At 68.5% G+C, this 18,075-nt stretch carries 17 protein-coding genes; 9 read left to right on the top strand and 8 right to left on the bottom strand.

Annotation, left to right across the window (positions count from 1 at the left end):
- Positions 1–32: 32 nt before the first annotated feature.
- Positions 33–737 (bottom strand): response regulator transcription factor, encoded by a 705-nt coding sequence (locus VGJ24_RS03810; protein ID WP_331499162.1) that lies wholly within the window; start codon positions 735–737, stop codon positions 33–35.
- A gap of 182 nt (positions 738–919) precedes the next feature.
- On the opposite strand from VGJ24_RS03810, the gene VGJ24_RS03805 reads away from it, so the two are divergent.
- Entirely contained in the window at positions 920–2,926 is a 2,007-nt protein-coding gene (locus VGJ24_RS03805) for an ATP-dependent DNA helicase (protein ID WP_331499188.1), read from the top strand.
- 167 nt (positions 2,927–3,093) lie between these two features.
- Here VGJ24_RS03805 and VGJ24_RS03800 read toward each other — a convergent pair whose 3' ends face one another.
- Positions 3,094–3,999: a phosphatase PAP2 family protein gene (locus tag VGJ24_RS03800; protein WP_331499161.1), complete on the bottom strand. Its 906-nt coding sequence runs from the start codon at positions 3,997–3,999 to the stop codon at positions 3,094–3,096.
- A gap of 94 nt (positions 4,000–4,093) precedes the next feature.
- On the bottom strand, positions 4,094–4,858 hold the full coding sequence (lexA, locus tag VGJ24_RS03795; RefSeq protein WP_331499160.1) for a transcriptional repressor LexA: 765 nt from the start codon (positions 4,856–4,858) through the stop codon (positions 4,094–4,096).
- A 175-nt stretch (positions 4,859–5,033) separates the two neighbouring features.
- On the opposite strand from lexA, the gene VGJ24_RS03790 reads away from it, so the two are divergent.
- Both VGJ24_RS03790 and VGJ24_RS03785 read left to right on the top strand, forming a co-directional pair.
- Complete coding sequence (locus VGJ24_RS03790; RefSeq protein ID WP_331499159.1) at positions 5,034–5,834, top strand: SDR family oxidoreductase; 801 nt, start codon at positions 5,034–5,036, stop codon at positions 5,832–5,834.
- A 190-nt stretch (positions 5,835–6,024) separates the two neighbouring features.
- Positions 6,025–6,579, top strand: coding sequence for a LysM peptidoglycan-binding domain-containing protein (locus VGJ24_RS03785; RefSeq protein ID WP_331499158.1), 555 nt, complete (start codon positions 6,025–6,027; stop codon positions 6,577–6,579).
- 230 nt (positions 6,580–6,809) lie between these two features.
- On the opposite strand, the gene VGJ24_RS03780 is transcribed toward VGJ24_RS03785, so the two are convergent.
- The gene (locus VGJ24_RS03780; protein WP_331499157.1) at positions 6,810–7,241 is read right to left on the bottom strand and encodes a DUF3052 domain-containing protein; all 432 of its coding nucleotides are present in this window, start codon (positions 7,239–7,241) and stop codon (positions 6,810–6,812) included.
- 3 nt (positions 7,242–7,244) lie between these two features.
- Complete coding sequence (locus tag VGJ24_RS03775) at positions 7,245–7,595, bottom strand: hypothetical protein (protein WP_331499156.1); 351 nt, start codon at positions 7,593–7,595, stop codon at positions 7,245–7,247.
- 377 nt (positions 7,596–7,972) lie between these two features.
- Here VGJ24_RS03775 and nrdR point away from each other — a divergent pair, with 377 nt between their 5' ends.
- From nrdR to VGJ24_RS03755, 4 genes are all read left to right on the top strand, one after another.
- Positions 7,973–8,464 carry a transcriptional regulator NrdR gene (gene nrdR / locus VGJ24_RS03770; RefSeq protein ID WP_331499155.1) on the top strand — a complete coding sequence of 164 codons (492 nt, stop codon included), beginning with the start codon at positions 7,973–7,975 and terminating at the stop codon, positions 8,462–8,464.
- 134 nt (positions 8,465–8,598) lie between these two features.
- Positions 8,599–11,523 carry a vitamin B12-dependent ribonucleotide reductase gene (locus VGJ24_RS03765; protein WP_331499154.1) on the top strand — a complete coding sequence of 975 codons (2,925 nt, stop codon included), beginning with the start codon at positions 8,599–8,601 and terminating at the stop codon, positions 11,521–11,523.
- Positions 11,524–11,596: 73 nt separating this feature from the next.
- Positions 11,597–12,088 (top strand): GNAT family N-acetyltransferase, encoded by a 492-nt coding sequence (locus tag VGJ24_RS03760; RefSeq protein ID WP_331499153.1) that lies wholly within the window; start codon positions 11,597–11,599, stop codon positions 12,086–12,088.
- 57 nt (positions 12,089–12,145) lie between these two features.
- Complete coding sequence (locus VGJ24_RS03755; protein WP_331499152.1) at positions 12,146–12,460, top strand: DUF1778 domain-containing protein; 315 nt, start codon at positions 12,146–12,148, stop codon at positions 12,458–12,460.
- Positions 12,461–12,572: 112 nt separating this feature from the next.
- On the opposite strand, the gene VGJ24_RS03750 is transcribed toward VGJ24_RS03755, so the two are convergent.
- From VGJ24_RS03750 to VGJ24_RS03740, 3 genes are all read right to left on the bottom strand, one after another.
- Positions 12,573–12,941 carry a VOC family protein gene (locus VGJ24_RS03750; RefSeq protein WP_331499187.1) on the bottom strand — a complete coding sequence of 123 codons (369 nt, stop codon included), beginning with the start codon at positions 12,939–12,941 and terminating at the stop codon, positions 12,573–12,575.
- Positions 12,942–13,001: 60 nt separating this feature from the next.
- On the bottom strand, positions 13,002–13,739 hold the full coding sequence (locus tag VGJ24_RS03745; protein ID WP_331499151.1) for a DUF6994 family protein: 738 nt from the start codon (positions 13,737–13,739) through the stop codon (positions 13,002–13,004).
- 269 nt (positions 13,740–14,008) lie between these two features.
- Positions 14,009–15,613 (bottom strand): CASTOR/POLLUX-related putative ion channel, encoded by a 1,605-nt coding sequence (locus VGJ24_RS03740; RefSeq protein ID WP_331499150.1) that lies wholly within the window; start codon positions 15,611–15,613, stop codon positions 14,009–14,011.
- Positions 15,614–16,425: 812 nt separating this feature from the next.
- Between VGJ24_RS03740 and VGJ24_RS03735 the strand changes: the two genes are divergently transcribed.
- Together VGJ24_RS03735 and VGJ24_RS03730 are read left to right on the top strand one after the other, a co-directional pair.
- Positions 16,426–17,838: a DUF2252 domain-containing protein gene (locus tag VGJ24_RS03735; protein ID WP_331499149.1), complete on the top strand. Its 1,413-nt coding sequence runs from the start codon at positions 16,426–16,428 to the stop codon at positions 17,836–17,838.
- Between the two features lie 73 nt (positions 17,839–17,911).
- Positions 17,912–18,046, top strand: a complete 135-nt coding sequence (locus VGJ24_RS03730; protein ID WP_331499148.1) for a hypothetical protein — start codon at positions 17,912–17,914, stop codon at positions 18,044–18,046.
- Positions 18,047–18,075: the final 29 nt, after the last annotated feature.

Raw genomic sequence — 18,075 nt, 5'->3', positions numbered from 1 at the left:
CACCTCGCGGGCGGACAAGGCCCACTTCGGCGTCAGGAGGACTTGCGGGTGCGCTGGGCCGACGGGTCGACCAGGCGTACGCCGACTCCGCGCACGCTCTCCAGGTAGCGCGGCTGGGCCGCGGTCTCGCCGAGCTTGCGACGCAGCCACGACAGGTGCACGTCGACGGTCCGCTCGGAGCCACCGTCGGCCTGCTGCCAGACCTCCGCGAGCAGCGTGCGCTTGCTGACCACCTCGCCGGAGCGCGCGGCCAGCGCGAGGAGCAGGTCGAACTCCCGGCGGGCCAGCTCCAGCTCCTCGCCGGCCAGGGTCGCCGTACGCGTCGGCTCGTGGATGGTCAGCTCGCCGACGCGGATCGGCTCGGTGGAGGCGCCCCGGTGGGTACGACGCATCACCGCGCGGATGCGGGCGGTGACCTGCTCGAGCCGGAACGGCTTCACGACGTAGTCGTCCGCGCCGGAGTCGAGGGCACGGACCATCGTCGGGTCGTCGTCGACGGCGGTGATCACGATGATCGGGACCGTACTGGCGGCCCGGATCATGCTGATCACGATCAGTCCCTCCACGTCGGGAAGGCCGAGGTCGAGCAGCACGAGATCGGGGCGGTCGCCCAGCACGGCTTCGAGGCCGGCGATGCCCGTGGCCGCGGTCTGCACGGTGTGGCCGCGTTCGGCCAATCCGCGTTCCAGCGCGGCGCGGATCGAGGCATCGTCCTCGATCACGAGAATGCTGGTCATCGGTGATTCCAACGCCTTTTCGGGTCGATGAACTGGTCAGGGACCCGAGCCCCCTCACGGGTTTCGTCGCGCCCACCCCCATCGGATGGGCCCTCCCCAACGCAGGTTTCCACCCGGAAACCGTTGTCCCCCGTCGCGGATAGGGTGCACCAGTGCCCGACGTCCGTCTACCCGTCACCGACATGTTGGGGACGGCGGTCGAGGCCCTCGGCGGGGAGGAACGCCCCGGACAGGTCGCCATGGCCGAGGCCGTCGCCGACGCGCTGACCGACCATCGGCACCTCGTCGTCCAGGCCGGCACCGGCACCGGCAAGTCGCTGGCCTACCTCGTGCCGGCCCTGCTCCACGACCAGCGGGTCGTGGTCGCGACCGCCACGTTGGCCCTCCAGCACCAGCTCGTGGAGCGCGACATCCCGCGGCTGGTCGAGGCGGTCGCCGGCACCCACCCCGAGGTCGACACGTCGTACGCCGTGCTCAAGGGTCGCTCCAACTACGCCTGTCTCCAGCGGGTCCGCGAGGGGATGCCCGACGACGAGCAGGGCACCCTGGTCGAGGTCGCGCAGAGCACGCGGCCCAGCTCGCTGGGCAAGAAGGTCCTCGAGCTGCGGGCCTGGGCCGAGCAGGAGGCGGAGAACGACGGCAACGGCGAGCGCGACCGCGCCCCGCGCCACACCGACCGCGAGTGGCGCCAGGTCAGCGTCAGCCATCGCGACTGCCTCGGGGCGGCGCGGTGCCCCTTCGGCGAGGAGTGCTTCGTCGAGGTCGCCCGCGAGGAGGCCCACCGCTCCCACCTGATCGTCACCAACCACTCGCTCCTGGCCATCGACGCCATCGAGGGCGTGCCGATGATCCCCGACTACGACGTCGTCGTGGTCGACGAGGCGCACGAGGTGGTCGCCCGGGTCACCCAGGCCGCGACGGACGAGCTGCTCGCCTCCGACGTCGACCGGGCGTCGCGCCGCTCCCGCCGGTACGTCGAGTCCGGCGACGCCGACTCCTCCGCGGCCGACGACCTGGCCGACGCGGGCGATGCCCTCGGCGCGGCGATCGCCGAGTGTCGACCGGGCAGGTTCGACGAGGTGCCGGAGATGCTCGCCGACGCACTGGCACTGGTCCGCGACGCCGCCCGCGCCTGCCTCTCGGCGTACCCGAAGGAGGTCGACTCCGCTGAGCCCGACGCCGGTCGCACCCAGGCCCGCGGCTCGGTCCAGGAGGTCTTCGTCACCGCCGAGCGGATGGCCGCCCGGTCCGAGCTCGACGTGCTGTGGCTGAGCGAGGGAGGTGACCGCATCCCCCCGCGGCTCTGCGTCGCGCCGCTCGAGGTCTGGGGTCCGATGCGCGACAAGCTGCTCACCGACAAGACCGTGGTGATGACCTCGGCGACCCTGATGCTCGGCGGCGACTTCAACGCGATCGCCACCTCGGTGGGGCTCAGAACCACCGAACGTATCGACCTCACCACCGGTGATCCCGCAGCGCCCGGTGGCGACGGCGCCGAGGCGCTGCCCTGGGTCGGCCTCGACGTCGGCTCACCGTTCGACTACGGCCGGCAGGCGATCCTGTACGTCGCGCGCCACCTCCCACCGCCCGGCCGCGACGGGCTGGTGGAGGCCCAGCTCGAGGAGATCGCGTCGCTGGTCGACGCCGCCGAGGGCCGCACGCTCGGGCTCTTCAGCTCACGGCGCGCCGCCGAGACCGCGGCCGAGGCGATCCGCGAGCGGCTGCCCCACCTGACCACGCTCGCCCAGGGTGAGGCGCAGCTGCCCGAGCTGGCCCGGCAGTTCGTCAGCGACCCTCACACCTGCCTGTTCGGCACGCTCAGCCTGTGGCAGGGGCTCGACGTCCCAGGCGACACCTGCCAGCTGGTGCTGATCGACCGCATCCCGTTCCCACGGCCTGACGACCCCCTGATGAGCGCCCGCCAGCGGGCCGCCGACCGCGAGGGCCACAACGGCTTCATGCAGGTCGCGGCCACCCACGCCGCGCTCCTGCTCGCCCAGGGCGCCGGCCGGCTGATCCGTACGACGAGCGACCGCGGGGTCGTGGCGGTGCTCGACTCGCGGCTGGCGACGGCACGCTACGGCGGGTTCCTCCGGGCCAGCCTGCCGCCGATGTGGACGACGTACGACGGCGCGCTGGTGCGGAAGGCCCTCGCCCGGCTCGCTCAGCCGGAGCAGCCGGTCAGCTAGCGACTAAGTGCTCGTCGACGGAACTTGTTCGGGGCCCCCGCGTCCCGGGCACGCACCTCGCTGCGTTGTCGGAGACTCGACGGGCCTCGGCCCGCCTTCGCTCCTCCGCCTTGCGATGCACGCACCCGGACCACGGCTGCCACTCGAACAACTTCCGTCGAGGAGCACTAGCAGTCGTAGCGGCGTTTCGGTGGCGGGTCGGCGAACTCGTCGAGCGCCTCACTGGTGAGCGGCTCCTCGGGCATGGAGCCTGGGATCGTCTCGATCGGCCGCGCGGTGCCGGAGACGCGCCTGTTGAACTCGATCTGGCGCCGCTTGACCAGCTGCCGCTTGTCCTCGAACCACGGGTCGACCAGCCACATCGCCACGATCACCAGTGCCCAGCCGACGGCCACGTCGAGGATCCAGTGGTTGCCGGTGCCGATCACCACGATGGCGGTGATCAGGGCGTGCATCCAGGCCAGGCCGCGGGCCCAGTAGTTGCGCGTCGAGCGACGGACCACCAGCGCGACCCACAGCGCCCAGCCGGCGTGCAGGCTCGGGAAGGCGGCCAGCTCGTTGGTCAGCTGGCCCATGCCCTTCGGCGCGGACGCGTCCGTGCTCCACCAGCCGTCAGCGGCGTGCAGGCTCAGGACGTCGGTGTAGCCGCTGAGCATCCGCGGCGGGGCGGTCGGCAGCAGGAGGTAGCAGGCCAAGGCGATCAAGCAGGAGACCACCAGCGCCCAGCGGGCCGGCGTGTAGTGCTGCGGACCCTTCCGGTACAGCCAGACCAGCACGAACGCCGTCACGACGTAGTGGGCCGCGGCGTACCAGTAGCAGGCCGGGATCGCGGCCCAGGCGTGGGCGACGAACCAGTTGTTGATGTTGTGCTCCCAGTCGAGGTGGAGCACGCCCTCGAGGTGGAGCAGGTCGCCGGCGCGGTCCTGGGCCGGGCCGAGGTCGCCGTCGGCGAAGGTCCGGGTCACGCAGTAGAAGACGTAGAGGGCGCCGATCAGGAGGATCTCGCGCACGCCACGACGCCCGAGGAAACTCCCCCGGGCGATCGTCATCTGCACGCTCGATCGAACGCTCACACTTCATCCTCTCAGGTGATGCAAAGGATTTGCATCAGCCCTATGACGTAGAGGAGAGCACCGAACGTGACGAGATACTTCCCCGTGAGGTACCTCAGATTCTGCGAAGGACCGCGGTGACCTTGCCGAGGATGGTCGCGTCGGTGCCGTCGATCGGGTCGTACGCCGCGTTGTGCGGCAGCAGCCAGACCTGGCCGTCCTTGCGCTGGAGCGTCTTCACGGTGGCCTCGCCGTCGATCAGGGCGGCCACGATCTCGCCGTTCTCGGCGGTCTGCTCCTGGCGGACCACGACGTAGTCGCCGTTGCAGATGGCGGCGTCGACCATCGAGTCGCCGCGCACCTCGAGCATGAACAGAGTGCCCTCGCCGACCAGCTGCTTGGGCAGCGGGAACACGTCCTCGAGGGTCTCCTCGGCCAGGATCGGTCCGCCGGCGGCGATCCGCCCGACCATCGGCACGTAGGTCGCCTCCGGACGCGCGTCGCCCACGTCGGTCTCGTCGTACGACGACTCGGGCGTGTCGGCGCCGCTGATCGACCGTCGGGCCGCCATCAGCTCGGGCAGGAACACCTCGAGCGCCCGCGGCCGGTTGGGATCGCGCTTGAGGAAACCCTTCTCCTCGAGCACCCGGAGCTGGTGGGCGACGCTCGAGCTGCTGGTCAGGCCGACTGCCTGGCCGATCTCGCGCATGCTGGGCGGGTAGCCGCGCTTCTCGATCGCTTCCTTGATCGTGGCCAGCACCCGCTGCTGGCGCGGGGTGAGCCCGGTCGCGTCGGGCGGGCCGTCCGGCAGCTCGCTGAGATTGCCCTGTCGGCTGCTCCGGCCGCTGCCCGACGCGCCTTGTCGCGATCCACTAGCCATGAGCCGAACCGTACGGCCGCGACCGCCCGCGAATCAAACATCTGTTCGAACGGGCGTGTCGCGGCCGCCTGCGGATCGGCCCTGGCTCAGTGACCGAAGCCGGACCGGTGGTGTCGTCGTCCCGCAGGAGGACTCGCGTGGGGCCGGTCCAGCGGCTCTGGTTGACTCGCCGGGCATGGAGAGCTGTGTGGTGACCGGCGGGGCTCGGGGGATCGGGCGGGGCATCGCCGAGCGGATGGTCGGGCGTGGGTACGCCGTGGTGGTCACCGACGTCGACGGCAACGGCGCGCGTCGTACCGCGGAGGAGATCGGCGCGGCGGTCGGCCTCGAGCAGGACGTGCGTGACGCGGCCGGGCACCGGTTCGTCGCGACCACGGCGAGTGACCTGGGCCGGCTGACCGCGTGGTTCAACAACGCCGGTGTCGGCGACGACGGACGGCTCGCCGACCTGACCGACGAGCAGGTGCAGCGGCTCGTCGAGGTCAACCTGCTCGGCTGCCTGTGGGGGATGCGCGCGGCGCTGGACGCCTTCGGCTCCGGTCGTGGCGACATCGTGAACACCGCCTCGCTGTCCGGGCTCGGCCCGGTGCCCGGCTACTCGGTGTACGCCGCCACCAAGGCCGCGATCGTGTCGGCGACGATGTCGGTCTCGGCCGAGGTGCCCAGACGTGTGCGGGTGCACGCACTGTGTCCCGACGGTGTGCAGACCGCCCTGCTCGACGGCCAGGACCCCGATGGGCTCGGCTCGCAGCTGGTGCACTCCGGCTCGCGGATCCTGACCGTCGACGAGACCGCGGATGCCGCGGTGGCGCTGCTCGGCTCGCGCCGCGTCGTCCGCTCGCTGCCCGGGTGGCGCGGCGGCCTGGTGCGATCGTCCACGCTCGCGCCGTCGGTCGCGCAGCACGGCACCCGGCTGTTCGCCGCCCGGGGCCGGAGGGCGATCGCCCGACGTTCACGCCCCCGGGGCGGTGGCTGACCCACCGTTGCCGGCCCTGGGAGCGGGGAGAGTGCGGAAAACGTTCGAACATTTGTTCGTGTCGCCCTTGAAACCGTTCGAACACCTGCTCTACCGTCGTACACATGTTCGATCGAACGTCTGATCGGATCCCCACTGTCGGTGGGCCCGGTTAGACATCAGGTCAAGCACTTCCCCAGGAGGCCCAGAGATGAGCAGCATCACCGCCACCCGCACCCCGCGGCTCACCCCGCCGGCCGCGCCGACGCGCAAGCCGACGCCGCGACGCCGGACCCTGGGTCAGGGTGCGGCCCTGGTGGGCCGCGCCGACCGGCCGATGCTGCGCATCGTCGCCGACGACGAGCAGAGCCCGGTCGTCACCCGGGTCGCTCCTCCGATCCGGCGGGTCGTCCTCGAGGAGTTCTTCGCCGTGGAGTACGACGGCGACGAGCAGGTGCTCGAGGTCGTGCGGGCCCGTCCCAGCTCGCTGCGGCTGACCCGTCGCGGCCGCCTGGCGGTGTTCGTCGCGAGCCTCTCGGCCCTCCTCGGCCTCGGCTTCGTCGCCGCCACGGGCTCGCTGGCCGACGACCAGCCCGAGCCGACCCGCGTCGTCACGGTCCAGCCCGGTCAGACCCTGTGGGACATCGCCTCCCGCGTCTCCGACGGCGACGTGCGGGCCACGATGGCCCACCTCGAGACGATCAACCACCTCGACTCCACGACGCTCCAGGTCGGCCAGCACCTCCGCGTTCCCACCGGTGGCTGAGGAGGCGCGCCCGCGCCGTCACGAGACCAAGGTGCCCGACTCGAGAGCTTCCGCCCGGCCGATTCGACCCCGGCCAGCGCGGAGAACCGGGGAAGACGGGAGGCAGCGTGACCCATGCACGCTGCCTCCCGGCGCTCGAGCGAGGGAAACCCTGGGGAGTGACATTTCGAGGATGAGGGCGCGTGATGAAGGGGAAGCGTGCTCCAAACCCACTCGTGGACAGGCTGGATTCAGCGATCGACCACGCGCCGGACGAACTTCATTCCCGACCACACCTCGCTGATCGCGGCGATCTTCACGTCCACCCAGCCGATCTCGAGCCCGACGCGACGTACGACATTGTCGTTGAGGTCCGTGGCGATGCCGAGCCTCTTGGCCGCCACCTGCTTGGGCCAGGCGACCCAGACCATCCCGTTGGTGACGGTGTGCTCGAACAGCACCGGCAGCCGGTCGGTGAGCGTGGAGAGCTCGGTGTGGAACGTGACGGTCAGGTCGAGCCCGGCCCGGATCCGGCGTACGACGATCGCGGTCGGCGGCAGCCCGAGGTCGAGCCCGTCGGGCAGCCGGTCGAGGAGGACGACGTGACCGTCCTTGACGCCCAGCTTCTTCGGCAGCGGGGTGCCGGAGTAGTCGGCGGTCTGCCCCTGCTGACTCGGTGCCATGGCTCAGCGCGCCGCTCGTCGGCCGCCCGGGGGCCGCGGGGGAGGCGGTGGCGGAGCGGCCGCCCGGATGCGGGTGACGAGCCGCATGCCGAGCATCAGGCCCACGAACAGGCAGGCGATCGCGCCGATCGTGGCCAGCGCGAGAAACCACCAGGCGGTCCCGTCGCCGTTGCGGCCGGTCGTCCCGAAGTCGATCGCGAGGTAGACCAGATAGCCCCAGGCGACGACGGCCGCGGTGACCCCGAGCGCGAGCAGCAGCAGCGGGGCGAACGACGAGGGTTGGCGGGGGGCCTGCTCCTCCTGGAGGCGCGCGGGGCCGGCGTGCCTTCCCGCGCCCCGCTTGCCCGACGTCACCGGGCCATTGTGACCGATCCGCTCGGCACCCGACACGCCGATCAGCCAACCCCGATCCTGGGCCCCGCATGGCCGCTGACCTGTGCATTTGCCGCCCGGCCAGGGGTACGTCGAGACCACCGCGCCGAATCTTCGCGAAGTCCTTGCCAACGTCGCGCGCTCGACGTACGGTTACCACTACATCTAGTAGTTACACCGGTGTGGTTTTCCACATGTAGTTCACATCGACAGGGGTCCGCACCCACAGAAGATCGCCGGTTCTCCACAGGCGTGGGGGTGCCGGTCCACAGGGAGATACCCCCGTCACGGGGGACTTCGGCGCGCCCGTTGAGCGTTACCCCAGCAGGCGTCGTACCGAGCGAGGAGAGGAGACCGAGATGCACTGCCCGTACTGCCGGCACACCGACACCAAGGTCCTCGACTCGCGGGTCTCCGAGGACGGCAGCGCGATCCGCCGTCGGCGGCGCTGCGAGAGCTGCGAGAAGCGGTTCACCACCGTCGAGCTGATGCAGCTGACCGTGCTGAAGCGGTCCGGGACGACCGAGCCGTTCAACCGCGAGAAGGCGATCGCGGGCGTCCGGAAGGCCAGCAAGGGACGCCCGGTCTCCGAGGACGACCTGGCCCGCCTCGGGCAGGAGGTCGAGGACACCCTGCGCAACGAGGGCGCCGCCGAGATCCCCGCCCACGAGGTGGGGATGGCGATCCTCGGTCCCCTGAGGGCGCTCGACTCGGTCGCGTACCTGCGGTTCGCGAGCGTCTACAAGGCGTTCAGCTCGCCGGACGACTTCGAGGACGAGATCGCGCTGCTGCGCATGGAGCAGGCGCCCCTCGCGGCCGAGCCCGAGCCACGCGTCGTACGCACTGGATGACCCACAGACCACCCGGTGCGTAGTGGGGAAGCTGCGCACCGGGTGCACCACTTCGAACAGCACGAACGTCGGTGGTCGGAGAGACCATCAGCAGAGCACCATCAGCAACACTCACGGGAGAACGAGGAGCACAGATGACCGAGACGGCGCACCCGGCGAAGACCGGAGTCAAGGGGTCGAAGAATGCGGGTCAGGGTCACCACACCCCCGGCCTGACCATCGAGCGTGTCTTCTCCACGCCCGGCACCCACCCCTACGACGAGGTCACCTGGGAGCGGCGTGACGTCGTCCAGCAGAACTGGAAGACCGGCGAGACCGTCTTCGAGCAGCGCGGCGTCGAGTTCCCGGACTCCTGGTCGGTGAACGCGAGCACGATCGTGACCACGAAGTACTTCCGCGGCGCGGTCGGCACCGAGGTGCGCGAGTGGAGCCTCAAGCAGCTGGTCGACCGCGTGGTCTCGACGTACACCAAGGCAGGCGTCGACCACGGCTACTTCGCGACGCCCGATGACGCCGAGACCTTCGAGCACGAGATGACCTGGCTGCTCATCCACCAGTACTTCTCGTTCAACTCCCCGGTCTGGTTCAACGTCGGTACGCCGAGCCCGCAGCAGGTGAGTGCCTGCTTCATCCTCTCGGTCGACGACTCGATGGACTCGATCCTGAACTGGTACAAGGAGGAGGGCTTCATCTTCAAGGGCGGCTCGGGTGCCGGACTGAATCTCTCCCGCATCCGGTCCTCGAAGGAGCTGCTGTCCTCCGGCGGCACGGCGTCCGGCCCGGTCTCCTTCATGCGCGGCGCCGACGCCTCGGCCGGCACGATCAAGTCCGGCGGCGCGACGCGTCGTGCGGCGAAGATGGTCGTGCTCGACGTCGACCACCCCGACATCGAGGAGTTCGTGCAGACCAAGGCGCGCGAGGAGGACAAGATCCGCGCGCTGCGCGACGCCGGCTTCGACATGGACCTCGGCGGTCACGACATCACCTCCGTGCAGTACCAGAACGCCAACAACTCCGTCCGGGTCAGCGACGAGTTCATGCGTGCGGTCGAGGACGGCACGTCGTTCGGGCTGAAGGCGCGCAAGACCGGCGAGGTCATCGAGACCGTCGACGCCCGCGAGCTGTTCACCAAGATCAGCCAGGCGGCGTGGGAGTGCGCCGACCCCGGTCTGCAGTACGACGACACCATCAACGACTGGCACACCAACCCCGAGACCGGCCGGATCACCGCGTCCAACCCGTGCTCGGAGTACATGTCGCTGGACAACTCCTCCTGCAACCTCGCGTCGTTGAACCTGCTGAAGTTCCTCAAGGATGACGGCACCTTCGACGCCGCGCTGTTCGGCAAGGCCGTCGAGCTGATCATCACCGCGATGGACATCTCGATCTGCTTCGCGGACTTCCCGACCGAGGCGATCGGCGAGACCACGCGCAACTACCGCCAGCTCGGCATCGGCTACGCCAACCTCGGCGCGCTGCTGATGGCGATGGGTCTGGGCTACGACTCCGACGGCGGCCGCTCGATGGCGGCCGCGCTGACCTCGCTGATGACCGGCGCGTCGTACAAGCGGAGTGCGGAGCTGGCCGCGATCGTCGGACCCTACGCCGGCTACGCCCGCAACGCCGAGGCGCACAACCGGGTGATGCGCAAGCACCAGGCCGCCAACGACGCCGTCCGCACGATGTCGATCGAGGACGCGCGCGTGCACAAGCTGGCCACCGCGGCCTGGGCCGACGTCGTCGAGCTCGGCAAGGCCAACGGTTTCCGCAACGCGCAGGCCTCGGTGCTCGCCCCGACCGGGACCATCGGCTTCATGATGGACTGCGACACCACCGGCATCGAGCCCGATTTCTCACTGGTGAAGTTCAAGAAGCTGGTCGGCGGCGGCTCGATGCAGATCGTCAACCAGACGATCCCGCGGGCCCTGGCGAAGCTCGGGTACGACGACGAGAAGATCGAGGCGATCGTCGCCTACATCGCCGAGCACGGCCACGTGATCGACGCTCCCGGGCTTCTACCCTCGCACTACGAGGTCTTCGACACCGCGATGGGCGCCCGCGCCCTGGCCCCGATGGGCCACGTCCGGATGATGGCGGCCGCGCAGCCGTTCCTGTCCGGCGCGATCAGCAAGACGGTGAACCTGCCCGAGACCGCCACGGTCGAGGAGATCGAGGACATCTACCTCCAGTCGTGGAAGCTCGGCCTCAAGGCCACCGCGGTCTACCGCGACAACTGCAAGGTCGGCCAGCCGCTGGCCGACGGCAAGTCGGAGTCGTCGAAGAAGGACCAGGCCCGTGCCTCCTCTTCATCGGTCGAGCCTGTCGAGACCAAGGAAGTCATCGTCTACCGGCCGACCCGCACCCGCCTGCCGAAGTCCCGCCAGGCCCGCACCACGTCGTTCACCGTGGGCGGCGCCGAGGGATACATGACCTCCGGCGCGCACGACAACGGCGAGCTCGGCGAGATCTTCCTCAAGCTCGGCAAGCAGGGCTCCACCCTCGCCGGTGTGATGGACGCCTTCTCGATCGCTGTCTCGATCGGTCTGCAGTACGGCGTCCCGCTGGAGACCTACGTCTCGAAGTTCACCAACCTGTCCTTCGAGCCCAACGGCCTCACCGACGACCCGGACATCCGGATGTCGAAGTCCCTGATGGACTACGTCTTCCGCCGCCTCGCCCTCGACTACCTGTCCTTCGAGGACCGCCAGGCACTCGGCATCTACTCCGCCGAGGAGCGCCAGCGCTACCTCGAGACCGGCTCCTACGAGCCCGTCGATGACGAGGTCGGCAACGCGTCAGAAGTCATCGGCGACCTGTCCGCCCCCGACCCCGTCGTCGAGGAGGCGGAACTGGTCGAGACCGCCGCCGAGCACGAGGCGATCGACGACCTGGCTCCGAAGGCAGCCCCGGCCGAGGCCCACACCTCCGCCGAGCTCCTGGAGCAGATCACCGGCACCGCCGTCGACTCCCCGCTCTGCATGACCTGCGGCACCAAGATGCGCCCCGCCGGCTCCTGCTACGTCTGCGAAGGCTGCGGCAGCACCAGCGGCTGCAGCTGATCGGCGCGTTCGTCCGACGCGATGGGGAGTCAGTTGATTGACTGGCTCCCCACCGTCCGTCTCGGGGGAGTTCGTGGAGATCGTCAAGTTCGTCAGGAGCTTCGACCGAAGTCGTTTCGACTGCGGCAAGCCGGAGCTCAACGAGTGGCTGTGTACACAGGCTGGGCAGCAGGAGCGCGCCGACAACACTCGTACATTCCTGGCCATCGAGGGTGACGAGATTGTCGGCTACTACGCCACGACCACGTACCGACTGGAACTCGACGATCTGGCCAAGGCATTCGGCGCGGGGCAGCGTAGATATCCGGTCCCTGCTGTGCTTCTGGCTCGCCTGGCGGTCGATCGACGGTGCCAGGGCCAAGGTGTCGGAGCTCGGCTCCTGGTTCATGCGTTGACAGAAATCGCCCGAGCCTCCGACAGCGTCGGCTTCGAGGTCGTTGTGGTTCACGCCATCGATCGGGAAGCGGTGACTTTCTACGCTCGCTACGGCTTCCAGCACTTCCTGGACCAGCCGCTCCATCTCTTCATCACGACGAAGGCATTGCGGGCAACTGTGCGGAACTAGGTTGTTCGTACTCACCTGGTGTGTACACTCGATCCCAGATCGGAAGGACGCACTGCCATGGATGAGCAGCAGACCAAATCGGAGCGCATGAACATCCGCGTGAGCGCTGACGCGCTGAGCACCATTCGTGAGGCAGCAGCCTTGCAAGGACAAGACATGACCTCGTTCGTGATGGGCGCCGCCATGGAACGGGCCCGCGCCGTGCTTGCCGAGGATCAGCTGCTCAGGCTGAGCCCGCAGGCCGTGACTCAGCTGGAGCGAGCCCTCGACCGGGAGCCCGCGGCGATCCCGCAGCTCGCTGCATTGTTCAAGAAGTACGGAACCGATCGCCAGGAGAAGGGCACGGACAGCCGAGAACATGTGACCGCATGACGAGGGCCGGCGCTGCGCGCCGGCCCATCGTGGCTGTCGGTCTCAGCGCCTTGCCATGGTCAGGCGCTAACCATGCGTATCCGCTCGACGCCCGAACCTCCTCGGTCGTACTTCAGCCTTGAAGGGAAAGGTTGTTGCCGTCGGGGTCGTGGAACCACGCGATCCGCGCACCGCTGGGCGAGGTCCAGATGCCGCGTTCGTCTTGTTCCATACCGGGGTAGCGATTGAACGTCACCCCAGCCGCAGCGAGTAGGTCGATCTCCGCGTCAAGGTCCGCCACCGACCAGCCGAGCACGGTGTAGGGGGCTGCGCGAACCTCGTCAACCAGCGTGATGCGGAGTTGGGTCGTCGCGGTCTCATGCACGAGCGCGAAAGGCCGGGCGTCTTCAAGCTGAAGGCGGAGCACGCCACCGTAGAAGTGCCGGGCGACATCGAGGTCAGACACCCCAACGAATCCGACCAGTCTGGCATCGTTCAGCATCTTGCACACGTCTTCCTCATCCGGACGTAACTCCTGTCCAGCATCGCCAGTTCAAGCGCGTCATCCCGCCGGCCCAGGGTGGGCGAGACACCACTCGCGGATCCGGTCGTTGCGAGACATGACGAAGGTCAGGACGTTGTCCAGATAGGTTTGGTAGCCCGAGGCCGAGGTGGGCAGGGGTGGCGCATCGAAGTCCCACACGCTCTCTCCCGATCCGTCCAGCCACCTGATCGAGTCCCCATCGATCATGTCGTGGAGGTGGAAGAAGTTGACGAAGCTGGTAAATCCGGTGGGGCCGTGACCGAAGAGGCCGAAGTAGTTGGCATCGGCCCGGATGACGTCCGCCAAGGGACTTGTGCCTTGGCCCAGGTAGTAGCGACGGATGCACTCGAGGGTCAGGTCGAACCGATCGCAGATCCGCCGGTCAGTGCCACGCCGTTGGTTCAGCGACTGTGGTCGAGTGGGGAAAATGATGAACCCACCGATGGTGTAAAAGGCCTTCTCATGGCGTGACCGTTCCGCCTCCGCCAGGCCACTCCACCACTGCGGGACATCCGAGTTTGCGTATGCGGCATGGGTGGTGGCGATCGTGTCGCTCGAGACACGCAGCGGACCGGCGGACGAGGTGGCAGCGAGGTAGCTGCCGGGTTCAGGCGTCCATTCGAGCCGCTCACCGCTGGGCAGCTCTTCGCTCCACAACACTCCATGCCAATGCTTCAGGCGCCGGCTGTCCCGGTCGGCATCAGATACGTAGTCCGGATCGTCGTAGAAACTCTCGCCGACGTTGATCTCGTCCACGCGACCAACGACGCCGTACACCGCGACCGTGCAGGCGAGCTAGAAGCCGGCGTGGCCCGTCCGCCTGTGCGAGAGCGAGCGAATCCGGCGTGAGGACGACACCTACCGGATGCGCTACGGAGTGGCACGTGAACAGCCAAGGCAGCCTTCGTGAAGGTCATAGTGCCCTGCAGGCCGAAGCGACGCAGGTGGGAGCCCGGGTCCCGGTTACCTCGCTACCACCGCGTCCTGGCAGCACTGCAACGCCGTACCGCTGAGGACATACAGGATCAACGTCCAATCGCCCGTTCGGGCCTGTGCCGCGAACGCGCTGCCCCGCTTCGATCCATAGCAGGCGTGACACCTGCCTGAGGGGCCCGCCCTGTGCCCTTGCCGTTCTCTGCAAGCACGATGATCGAATCACCTGGCCCGAACGTACGGCGCTCCCCCTTCGGCGGATTCAGGTGAACGCCGTAGCTCTTCACGTTCGAGTAAGCGTCCTCGGCGATCCGATACCCCAGGGCGGTCTCCTGACGGCGGGCGGCGGCCGCGGTGACGGTGTAGAAGTCCGCCTCGGCGCCGTCCCGGATGTAGAGCTCGGACGGAACGACGTAGATCTCACTGCCGTCTCCGGAGAACAACTGCTCGAACACCGTGATGAGCTCGGAGTTCTCGCTCACCTGCGCGAGCATCAGGCTCACGAGCCGGCTGCTGACGATGAAGTCGTCGGGCCTCGCGACCTCTGCGAGCTCCCTGTTCCGGTCGTCGAGCATCTCACTGACGATGTTGATGTCCAGGGCTGCTCGGTCGGCGATGTCGCGCAGATGGAGGAGAGTGACGAGGGTCTTGGAGTCGGCCACCTGGACGTCGTAGCGGTCGTGATAGGCGAGCACGAGGACGTGGCCGTAGTTCTCCACACCAAGCCGCTCGAGCACGTGGCGACTCGTCGTGTCAGCTCGGGTCACCCCGACGGTAAGTCCCTCCGGAGGGAGCGGTGCCGGGTCTGTCGAATCGGTCACCACATGGACGGACGATCCAGGTGCGAGGTACTTGGCGAGGTCGTCGAGCATCCGCTGCAGGTTCGAGTTGCTTCCGAGCACGAGGATCCGCTCGGGCTGTTCGGGAACCTCGATGAGATCGCTGATGACGGTCGTGTCGGCGCTCCTCGGCGCAACGCACTCGATGGTGCTGTCGTCGGCGGCGATCAGGATCAACTGGTCGCCCTTCTCGATGGCTGTCTCAGCGGGAGGGTTGAGCCGGACGTCCTCGCCGCGAGCGATACCGATGACCGTGGAACGTGAGAACGCACATTGGGCTTCCAGGTAGCTCACGCCCACGAGCTGAGGCTGCTCGGTGAAGTAGATCTCGTCGCCGGCGAAGTCGAGCAATTCGGTGCAGACCGTGCTGAGACCGCCTTGCAGGCACGTCTGGACGGTCATCCGACTGATCAGCTCACTCGCCAGAAGCCATCGGGCGCGACCCTGGCCGGCGAGCCGGGCAGCATCGAGGTTGAGCGGATCGATCAGCTCCGCGACGATCGCCGGCTCATTGCCCGGGGGCAGTTGATGGGTCAGCGCCAAGGCCGTCTTGATCACCAAAGCGTCCGGGTGCTCGTCCTTGTCGGAGGGGAGCACCACGACGCTGCGGGCGGTTTCCGGGCTGCCCAAGTGGAGGTCGTGGCGGTCGAGCGGGTTGCCTCGACGACAGATGACCTGCGTCGATCCGGTCTTATGAACCTTGGAACGGATCTGTCCCTCCATGTCGATCTTGTCGTGGTTGGCGAGAACCACAATGGTGCTGCGTGCCCTGGATGCGTTGGCCGCGCAGAGCTCGGAGATGATCGTGAACAGTTGACTGTTCCAGCCGAGGATGAGGGTGTGGCCGTTCTCGATCACGCGGCTCCGCCCCCCGGCGTAGCTCGACCATCTTGTCGTCGAAGGCTCCGGACACGATGCCGATCAGGCTGGCGACGATGATCAGGCCACCAACGGTCACGAGCAGCATCAGGGCGCGGAAGGCCCAGCCGGCGTCGGCTCCCATCGTCCCGGGATCCAGGGTTCGCATGAGGTTCCCCCACGCGATGTCCCAGAAGCCGCCGGTGTCCGCCTCGTCGGGGAACGCTTGGAGCAGGATCACGATCAGTGCCACGACGACCACGAACACCAGCGTCACGATGCCCAAGAGCGCCATGATCGCGCCCGGACCACGGGACATCCATTTGTCGAACCGGTAGCGCACGCGTTCGCGCCACGTCACCGAGGACACCTGTCCACCCCCTAGGCTGAGCCTCTACCGACCGGCAACGGTAGGCGCCGAAGGCCACATTCTGGCTGAGATCGCCCACACCAGTGGGCCGTTTCGCCCGTTTCAAGGCTCGCCATGCTCGCGTCTCGAGGCGTCCATGGCGGAGATGTCGGAGAAACGACGGTGCTCCCGCGCTGACCCGCAGGCCCAGAGGCTTACGGAGCGCGTCTTCGATGGTCAGCCGACCGGTCGATCAGATTCGACGTACTGATGTAGCAGGGCGGTTGCTCTGGCGTGCTTCACGATCGTGGTGATCGTGCCGCTGCTGCTGTCGGCTGCGGGGTTGACCGGCATGTTTGCCGACGTCACGGGTGGGCATTGATCACCCCAAGCGGGGGACGCGCGGTGGCGCGTACCCCCGTTGACTGAGCCCCGGTCTCGGAAGCACACGAGGGAGCCGTCATTGTTCGCCAGGGAGCGCTCCGGCGCCGAGACGCCGGCCGAGCGGGCCGAGCGGGGCAAGGCGGTCCGACGGGAGGCGCCGCGCCGTGCGGTGGCGGCGCTGCAGGTGCCGAGCAACCGCCCAGACCCGGTGGACCTGCTCGAGGGTCAGGCGACGACCCGGATCCCCGAGCTGGTGCCGATCCGATACGGCCGGATGCTCACCTCGCCGTTCGCCTTCTACCGCGGCGCCGCCCTGCTGATGGCGAGCGACCTGGCAGGGGGCCCGCAGTCGGGTCTGACCGTCCAGCTCTGCGGAGACGCACACGTCTCGAACTTCGGCGTCTTCGGGTCGGCGGAGCGGCGTCTGGTCTTCGACCTGAACGACTTCGACGAGACGCACCCCGGCCCGTTCGAGTGGGACGTCAAGCGGCTCGGCGCCAGCCTCGAGATCGCCGGCCGCACTGCCGGGTTCTCTGCCGACGAACGCCGCGCGGTCGTGGTCAGGACCGTCGGCTCGTACCGGGAGTCGATGCGTGACTTCGCGGGCCAGACGAACCTCGAGGTCTGGTACGCGCGGGCGGAAATGGACGAGCTGCTCAGAAGTCTCCAACCGATCCTGAAGAAGAAGCAGCTGGCGAGGACCGAGAAGCTCCTCGCCAAGGCGCGCACCCGCGACTCGATGCAGGCCCTCGGCAAGCTCACGACCATCGTCGACGGCCGCCCGAGCATCATCAGCGCACCGCCCCTCGTCGTACCGGTGGCCGAGCTGTACCCCGAGCGCCAGGCCCACGACATCTACGCCGAGCTGGAGTCACTGCTCGCCGGGTACATCGACACGCTCACGCCGGACCGTCGCGTCCTGCTCGACCAGTTCCAGATGGTCGACATGGCGCGCAAGGTCGTCGGAGTGGGCAGCGTCGGCACGCGAGCGTGGATCGCGCTTCTGCTGGGGCGCGACGGTGACGACCCGCTCTTCCTTCAGGCCAAGCAGGCCGAGGCCTCCGTCCTGGAGCGGTTCCTCGGGGAGAGCGTCTACGCCCAGCACGGTGAGCGCGTCGTGCAGGGCCAGCGGCTGATGCAGGCCAGCAGCGACATCTTCCTCGGGTGGCAGAGCCGGGCGGACGACGCCGGCCACGCGGTCGACTTCTACGTCCGGCAGCTGCGCGACTGGAAGGGCTCGGCCGAGCCCGGCGAGATGTCGCCCGACGGCATGGTGGCCTACGGCCGGCTGTGCGGGTGGACTCTTGCCCGCGCCCACGCCCGCTCGGGGGACCGGGTCGCGATCGCGTCGTACCTGGGTGGCGGCACCACCTTCGACGAGGCGATCGCGGACTTCTCGGTGGACTACGCCGAGCAGAACGACCGCGACTTCGCAACCGTCGAGGCGGCCGTGGCGTCCGGCCGGATCGAGGCGGTCCGCGAGGAGGTCTGAGCTCCGACCTCAGCCGTAGAGCGCCTTCCAGCGCGGCCATCTTGTGGTGCCCGGCCACCGTGAGGTGGTTGAGGTGGCCAACCACGTCGCTCTCGCCGCGACGGAGCTTCGCTGGGACACCGCTTCGAGCTTCATCGTCTTCATGATGCCGCCGTCGGTGCGGCAGTTCTCGTACTGCTCGCACACCGAGGTGACGATCGCCCAGTAGCGGTCGACGAGTCTCTGCAGGTGGACTGG

The organism is Nocardioides sp. (genome assembly GCF_036493135.1).
In the GTDB taxonomy this organism is placed as follows: domain Bacteria; phylum Actinomycetota; class Actinomycetes; order Propionibacteriales; family Nocardioidaceae; genus Nocardioides.
The sequence above is the reverse complement of the archived record's forward strand: the minus strand, read 5'-3'. Positions and strand labels throughout refer to the sequence as shown.

What these genes read in the sequence shown, in the direction of transcription:
- VGJ24_RS03810 (WP_331499162.1), bottom strand. Translation starts at nt 737, where the DNA reads ATGACCAGCATTCTCGTGATCGAGGACGATGCCTCGATCCGCGCCGCG.
- VGJ24_RS03805 (WP_331499188.1), top strand. Translation starts at nt 920, where the DNA reads ATGTTGGGGACGGCGGTCGAGGCCCTCGGCGGGGAGGAACGCCCCGGA.
- lexA (WP_331499160.1), bottom strand. Translation starts at nt 4,858, where the DNA reads ATGGCTAGTGGATCGCGACAAGGCGCGTCGGGCAGCGGCCGGAGCAGC.
- VGJ24_RS03790 (WP_331499159.1), top strand. Translation starts at nt 5,034, where the DNA reads ATGGAGAGCTGTGTGGTGACCGGCGGGGCTCGGGGGATCGGGCGGGGC.
- VGJ24_RS03785 (WP_331499158.1), top strand. Translation starts at nt 6,025, where the DNA reads ATGAGCAGCATCACCGCCACCCGCACCCCGCGGCTCACCCCGCCGGCC.
- VGJ24_RS03780 (WP_331499157.1), bottom strand. Translation starts at nt 7,241, where the DNA reads ATGGCACCGAGTCAGCAGGGGCAGACCGCCGACTACTCCGGCACCCCG.
- nrdR (WP_331499155.1), top strand. Translation starts at nt 7,973, where the DNA reads ATGCACTGCCCGTACTGCCGGCACACCGACACCAAGGTCCTCGACTCG.
- VGJ24_RS03765 (WP_331499154.1), top strand. Translation starts at nt 8,599, where the DNA reads ATGACCGAGACGGCGCACCCGGCGAAGACCGGAGTCAAGGGGTCGAAG.
- VGJ24_RS03755 (WP_331499152.1), top strand. Translation starts at nt 12,146, where the DNA reads ATGGATGAGCAGCAGACCAAATCGGAGCGCATGAACATCCGCGTGAGC.
- VGJ24_RS03750 (WP_331499187.1), bottom strand. Translation starts at nt 12,941, where the DNA reads ATGCTGAACGATGCCAGACTGGTCGGATTCGTTGGGGTGTCTGACCTC.